The organism is Pseudoalteromonas sp. TAE79 (assembly GCF_000498015.1).
In the GTDB taxonomy this organism is placed as follows: Bacteria; Pseudomonadota; Gammaproteobacteria; order Enterobacterales; family Alteromonadaceae; genus Pseudoalteromonas.
In genome coordinates this window covers 37,528-43,657 of record NZ_AUTL01000142.1, presented here as the reverse complement: position 1 = coordinate 43,657, position 6,130 = coordinate 37,528, and the positions used below count along the sequence as shown (strand labels likewise).

At 46.2% G+C, this 6,130-nt stretch carries 8 protein-coding genes (1 of these 8 cut by a window edge); all 8 read left to right on the top strand.

Translation table 11 applies throughout. The features are described 5' to 3' along the window. Positions 1 to 8: 8 nt before the first annotated feature. Entirely contained in the window at positions 9 to 110 is a 102-nt protein-coding gene (locus L655_RS1000000128360) for a phage virion morphogenesis protein (RefSeq protein WP_241766326.1), read from the top strand. 274 nt (positions 111 to 384) lie between these two features. Further along, entirely contained in the window at positions 385 to 1,563 is a 1,179-nt protein-coding gene (locus L655_RS0110105) for a phage protease (RefSeq protein ID WP_024604965.1), read from the top strand. Next, positions 1,563 to 2,471: a Mu-like prophage major head subunit gpT family protein gene (locus L655_RS0110100; protein ID WP_024604964.1), complete on the top strand. Its 909-nt coding sequence runs from the start codon at positions 1,563 to 1,565 to the stop codon at positions 2,469 to 2,471. The genes L655_RS0110105 and L655_RS0110100 overlap by 1 nt, the downstream gene beginning before the upstream one ends. A 74-nt stretch (positions 2,472 to 2,545) precedes the next feature. Beyond that, complete coding sequence (locus L655_RS0110095; protein WP_024604963.1) at positions 2,546 to 3,028, top strand: HI1506-related protein; 483 nt, start codon at positions 2,546 to 2,548, stop codon at positions 3,026 to 3,028. After that, positions 3,029 to 3,457 (top strand): phage protein Gp36 family protein, encoded by a 429-nt coding sequence (locus L655_RS0110090; protein WP_024604962.1) that lies wholly within the window; start codon positions 3,029 to 3,031, stop codon positions 3,455 to 3,457. After that, entirely contained in the window at positions 3,457 to 3,876 is a 420-nt protein-coding gene (locus L655_RS0110085) for a hypothetical protein (RefSeq protein ID WP_008172265.1), read from the top strand. The genes L655_RS0110090 and L655_RS0110085 overlap by 1 nt, the downstream gene beginning before the upstream one ends. 1 nt (position 3,877) lies before the next feature. Further along, the gene (locus tag L655_RS0110080; RefSeq protein WP_024604961.1) at positions 3,878 to 4,627 is read left to right on the top strand and encodes a hypothetical protein; all 750 of its coding nucleotides are present in this window, start codon (positions 3,878 to 3,880) and stop codon (positions 4,625 to 4,627) included. 80 nt (positions 4,628 to 4,707) lie between these two features. Next, a protein-coding gene (locus L655_RS1000000127955; RefSeq protein WP_241764475.1) for a tape measure protein crosses the window boundary here: on the top strand, positions 4,708 to 6,130 show its 5' portion. 26 nt of this gene lie beyond the right edge of the window; the window shows 1,423 of its 1,449 coding nt (coding positions 1-1,423); it begins with the start codon at positions 4,708 to 4,710; its stop codon lies off the right edge, out of view.

Sequence of the window (6,130 nt, the reverse complement as noted above, 5' to 3'; positions counted from 1 at the left end):
CCGCCGATATGATCCCCCGCCTAGCTGCAATACCAGCAAGACCGTTTTTAGGTTTGTCAGAGGAAGATGAAGCTGAAGTAATTGAAATTTTAAGCGAGTTTTTGATTTAAAAATAAATTACAAGCGCGTAGAATGAAGTCTAAGCGCCTTAACTTGTCAAGCCTTGACAATGTGGCGTTTAATTTACAATAATCGCTTACAGGCGATTTTAAACAGTGTTTAAACAGGGTTGTATTGCTAATATTGGACCGTGTTTTACTGTGATAAATCAAATTCCTCTTTTTAGCCTGTAAATACCCCTTATAAATTCCCGAAACACCGCACGGCCAACATACACACATCTAATCCCATACTGAGCACAGATTATTCAAACTGTGCTCAGCCATGAAAAAACCATTTACTAAAAAAAGCTTACTTGAAACCACGATAGGACTTGCTGTTTTATCAGCAAACAAACCAGTAGACCTAGGCTTTGCTGCGTGCCGCTTTGCAAGCGAAATTAACGAGCAAGGTATCAGCGAGCGCGTAATGGTTATGCCAGATGGCTATTTTAACTCGCACGATGGCCGTCCATTCGATGTGCCTGCTAATGCCTGGTTACTAGACCAAGCTGCATTTGAGCTGTTAAAGAGCACAGCTAGCACCCGCACTAACGATTACCATTTTGACTACGAGCACCAAACCTTACACGCCGAAGAAAACGGCAAGCCAGCGCCAGCAAGTGGTTGGTTTAACCCAAGCGATTTAGAGTATGTGCCAGGCGAGGGGCTTTATGCCCTTAATGTACGCTGGACACCTAGCGCACGCGCACACCTAAAAAACGACGAATACCGCTTTATAAGCCCTGTTTTTCATTACGACAAACAAACAGGCCGCCCAACCAAATTACGCCACTTTGCCCTTACCAACGACCCAGCGGTAGACGGTATGGACAAAGTAGCGGTTTTAAAAGCTTCTAAAACCCATGTTAACAATGGAGAAAACACCATGAATGCAGCTCAAAAATTGCTGAGCTTGCTAGGTATTACTGTGGATGGTGACAAAATCACCGATGCAGACTACACCCAAGCAACAACAGCGCTCACTGCTTTAAAGGCCAAGGCCGACGAAGCCGATACGCTAACAAACCAGTTAAGTACCGCCAACGATGCCGTTGCCGCACTAAAAGCCAACAGCCCAGATTCAGAGGTTAATTTAGCTAAGTACGTGCCAGTTGAAACCTACAACGCATTGCACACTGAAATGGTGGCCCTTAAAAGCACCAGCGCAACGCAAACCGTTGAGCAAGAAATTAACAAAGCCAAACAAGATGGCCGCGTGATCACAAGCGAAGAAGAGTACCTAACTAACTTAGGTAATCAGCAAGGCATTGCTGCGTTAAAAGCGGTGTTAGATGCCCGTTCACCTATTGCAAGCTTAACGGCTCAGCAAACCACTCACGCACCTAAGCCAGAGCAAAACCAAGACGGCTTAGCAGCACTCACCGCAGACGAAAAGTATGCAGCAGACCAGTTAGGTCTATCGCACACGGCTTATGCAAAAGCTAAACAGGAGCAAAAATAATGGCTTTAGTGACCCCCGCACTTTTAACCGCGTTGTTTACTGGTTTTAAAACCGAGTTTGAACAAGGTAAATCAGAAGCAATGCCGCAATTTAATAAAATTGCCAGTGTAATTAAATCTACATCGGCCAGTAATACCTACGGCTGGTTGGGTAAGTTCCCAAGCCTGGCTAAATGGATTGGTGATCGAAATATTCAAAGTATGAAATCGCAGGCGTACACCATTACCAACGACGATTACGAGTCAACGGTAGGCGTAGACCGCAACGACATTGAAGACGATAACCTAGGCGTGTACTCACCTATCTTTAAAGAAATGGGTAACGCCGCAGCTATTCACCCAGACGAAATGATTTTCCCGTTATTAGCGGCAGGTTTTACAACGCTGTGTTACGACGGGCAAAACTATTTCGATGAAGAGCACCCTGTTTACCCAAATGTCGATGGCACAGGTACAGCGGTTTCTACTGCAAATATGGCGGCTGATGTTGATTACACAGGGGATGCTTGGTACGTACTCGATACCTCAAAAGCGCTTAAGCCGCTCATTTTCCAAGAGCGTAAAAAGCCTAACTTGCTTGCCATGACAAAAATGGACGACGAAGCCGTATTCACGCGCAAAGAATACCGTTACGGCGTTGATTGCCGTGATGCCGCAGGCTTTGGTTTTTGGCAGCTTGCCTTTGCTAATAAACGTGCATTAACGCCAGATAACCTATGGGACAGCATCGAAAAAATGCGCAGCTTTACTGCCGACGGTGGCCGTAAGTTGGGTATTAAGCCAACCATGTTAGTTGTACCTGCTAGCATGGAAAAGCTAGCAACCCGCATGCTAGAGCGTGAGCTTGATTCAAATAGCTCAAACGAACTTAAAGGCCGTGTAGAGCTGCTAGTAGCTGATTACCTTTAATAGCTACCCCCATAAAAACCCTATTAAGTACGGGGCTGTATAGCCCCATACTTTAAACCAGGAGTAATAATGAAATGGCTAAAAACCTTAAGCTCACTGCGCTTGCATCGATCATTGTCCATTGCACGCAGCCTACGGGCTACCGTCGCGGTGGCATTGCCCACACAAGCGGAAAGCAAACTATTTCAGCTGAAGCGCTTACGCAACAGCAGCTTGAAGCAATTGAAAATGATCCACGCTTATCGGTGCAAGCTGTACCGCTCGATGCGAGTACTGCGCAGAACCCACAGCTGGACGCAGATAACCTGGGTGCAAATTTAGATGCCCCTAAACTCTACGCTCAAGTTGATTACACCCAAGCGCCCATTGAGCTACAACCCGTAATTGCCTTAATGATTGATGCACAAATGGAGCTTAAGCCGGTTGTTGATCAGGTGGCTTATGAAGCGCCAGGCGAAACCGAGGGCGAAGTAGTTAAAGTTAAAGTATCTGCCGCACAGCGTGATGACGCTTGGCAATGGCTACAAGAAGCAACCAAAACAGGCGAGGGCGAGTAAATGGCCTACGCAACAATAGCCGCAATGCAAAAGCGTTTTGGCGAGCAAGAACTTATTTATTTAAGTGAGCGCGACGATGCCCCCGCTGATGTAATTAATACCGCAGTTATTGAGCAGGCCATTACCGATGCAAGCGACATGATTAACGGCTATTTAGCTGGACGTTACGAATTGCCGCTTGTAACGGTTCCTAACCTACTTGAGCAATTTTGTTGTGATATTGCTCGTTATAAGTTAGGCACAAACGACACCCCAGAGCACATAGAAACGCGATACAAGGACGCAATAAAGTTTTTAAACTCAGTGGCTAAAGGCGAGTTAAGCATTGGGGTTAATGCACTAGGCGAGGACGCAAAAGTGCAAGACACCGCCACCATACAAAGCTCAGGCACTGTGTTTTCACGTGAAAAGTCAAAGGGGTTTATTTAATGTTTGAAATTACCACCGACTATTTTGCCGCTCAAAACCCGCTTAAACAGGCACTTGAACAAGTACCAGGCATTAAGCGTGTTTACCTAAGCGACGAACTAGCCGACGTAAAAGAAGACCGCCAAACAACCCCCAGTATTCACCTTATGTACTACGGCGATAACTTACCAGAAAGTAAAAACGCCGGCTATTTAATGCAGCTAACCCAAACATGGATTGTTGTACTGGTGGTGCGTAAGCAAGACACAAATGCAGGTGAGCACCTAACTAACATTATTCGCGCTATGGCGGGCAAAGTGCTTAACGGCACGGGGCCATGGCTTAGAGTAAACACCCCAGCTAAACCACAATTCACCAAAGGCCATGCGTATTACCCGCTGGCTTTTACTTGTCAAATGAGACTTAAAGGAGCGCTTTAATATGAGCGACGGTATTTTACTAGCGGGCAACATTTTTGTAGACCGTTTAAACGAGCAAGGCGTAAGCACCGGCCAAATTTTTGGTCCAATCAACACCACTAAGCTAGGCATTAAAGCTGAAGCCGATTCGGTTGTACGTACATCAAATAAAAAAGCCAGCAAAGGCCAAACACTTGATGACGTAAAAATAGGTAAGCCAACCGTTATTACATGGGAGTTTGACGATCAGCCAGCAGAAATGATTGCGCTCGCACTTATGGGCGATGTAGCCGCCATTAACGACGCAGCCGGAACATTAACCGACGAAGCCGTAACCATGCCTACTAACCAATCGTGGGTTTCAGTACCAGGGCAAAACTTTACAAACGATGTAGTAGTAAAGCAAGCCACCGAAACGAAAGTAGCGGGTGTTGATTACGAGTTTAACTTTGCGCTAGGCATGATTCGCGCCATTAAAGGCGGTGCATTAGAGGCTGGTGGCAGTATTACTGTAAGCGGTTCTTACAACGCCCGCACTGGTAAACGCATTAACGGTGCAACAGTAAGCCAAACGCGCTTACGTATTTTTGGCGAGGGCACAAACCTAGCCAATGGTAAGCAAGTTAACTTTGAAATTTATGACACGTCAATGATGCCAACCTCTGAACTTGATTTAGCAAGCTCAGAGTTTGTAACCGCTGCCCTTGAAGGGACAGCCAAACTGGTAACAGGCAAAACAGAGCCGTACTACATTGACGAGATAGACGCTTAACAACCTGCAAAGCGTATTTATAAAGGGGCGTTCGCCCCTTTATTCCCCCCTTTAAACCGTGTTTAAACTGAGTTGAAGCCATGGCAAATAAAACCCTAGAATTAGCCCTACGCATTGTTGCCGAAGCCACTGGCAAGCAAAATATTGAGCAGCTTGTAACAGAGCTGGAAAATATTGAGCAAAGCGCCGATGCCGCTAATCCAGCAGCCAAAAACCTCAGTGATTCACTAGATAAAACCGACACTAGTGCAAAACAAACTGGTCAAACAGCCGGTAAACTTGCTAAGGAATTAGACGGGTTAGCTAACCAAGCTGATCTTATTCGCGCGTTTGAACAATCAAAACAGAAATTAGAACAACAAGAAATAGCCACAACCGCTGCGGCGCTCGCCCTTGATAAACTTCAAGCCGAAGCTAAAAACACCGATAAACCATTTGTGCAGCTTGCACGTTCACTCGATGCCGCCGAAAAAGATCTAACCCAAATGCGCACCGAGCTTACCCAGCAAACAAGTAAGCACGCAGCACTACAAAATGCCCTTAAAAAATCAGACCTAGACACTAATAATCTACGCGCAGCCAAACGCGATTTAGCAGCCCAGTTTGATAAAACTGGCCGCTCAGTTGATAAATTTAGCAATAACCTACGCACAGGAACCACAGCGCAACGTGCCCAAGCGCAAAGTTTAGACGGCATTATAGGCAAAGTAACCGCATTAGCCGCAGCTTATGTGGGGCTTGACCGTGTGGCCCAAGCAGTAACCCAAGTATTTACCACAGGCGATAAGTTTGAAAAGCTAGGCGTGCAAATGCAGGCGCTAATGGGCGGTATAGCTGGTGGAGAAAAAGCCACTGAGTGGGTAAAAGACTTTACCAAAAATACCCCTTTGCAAATGGGTGAAGTAAGCCAGGCGTTTGTAAAGCTTAAAGCCTTTGGCCTTGATCCAATGGATGGCACCATGCAGGCCATTACCGACCAAGCTTTAAAGTTAGGCGGTGGTTTTCAAGAAGTAGAAGGCGTAAGCCTGGCATTAGGCCAAGCCTGGGCAAAACAAAAGTTACAAGGCGAAGAAATACTACAGCTTATTGAACGGGGTATACCTGTTTGGGAACTATTAGAAAAAAGCACGGGTAAAAATACCGTTGAGCTGCAAAAGCTATCAAGTGCAGGCCAGTTGGGCCGTGATGTAATAAAAGGTTTAATAGATGAAATGGGTCGCGCGAGTGCTGGCTCAGCCGCAGCACAAATGGCGCTCTTTAGCGGGCAAGTATCGAACGCTAAAGACAACATGGAGCAGTTTTATAACCTTATAGCGCAAAGTGGCGCAATGGACTGGTTAAAGGCCAATATAACAGCGCTTAATACTGAGTTTGCAGCCATGGCCGCAGATGGACGCTTGCAAGAGTGGGCGCAAAAAATAAGTGACACCATTGTAAGTACGGGCGAAGCAATTAAAGGCGCTGCAACAACGCTTTACGAATACCGCGAAGAAATAGCCGCCG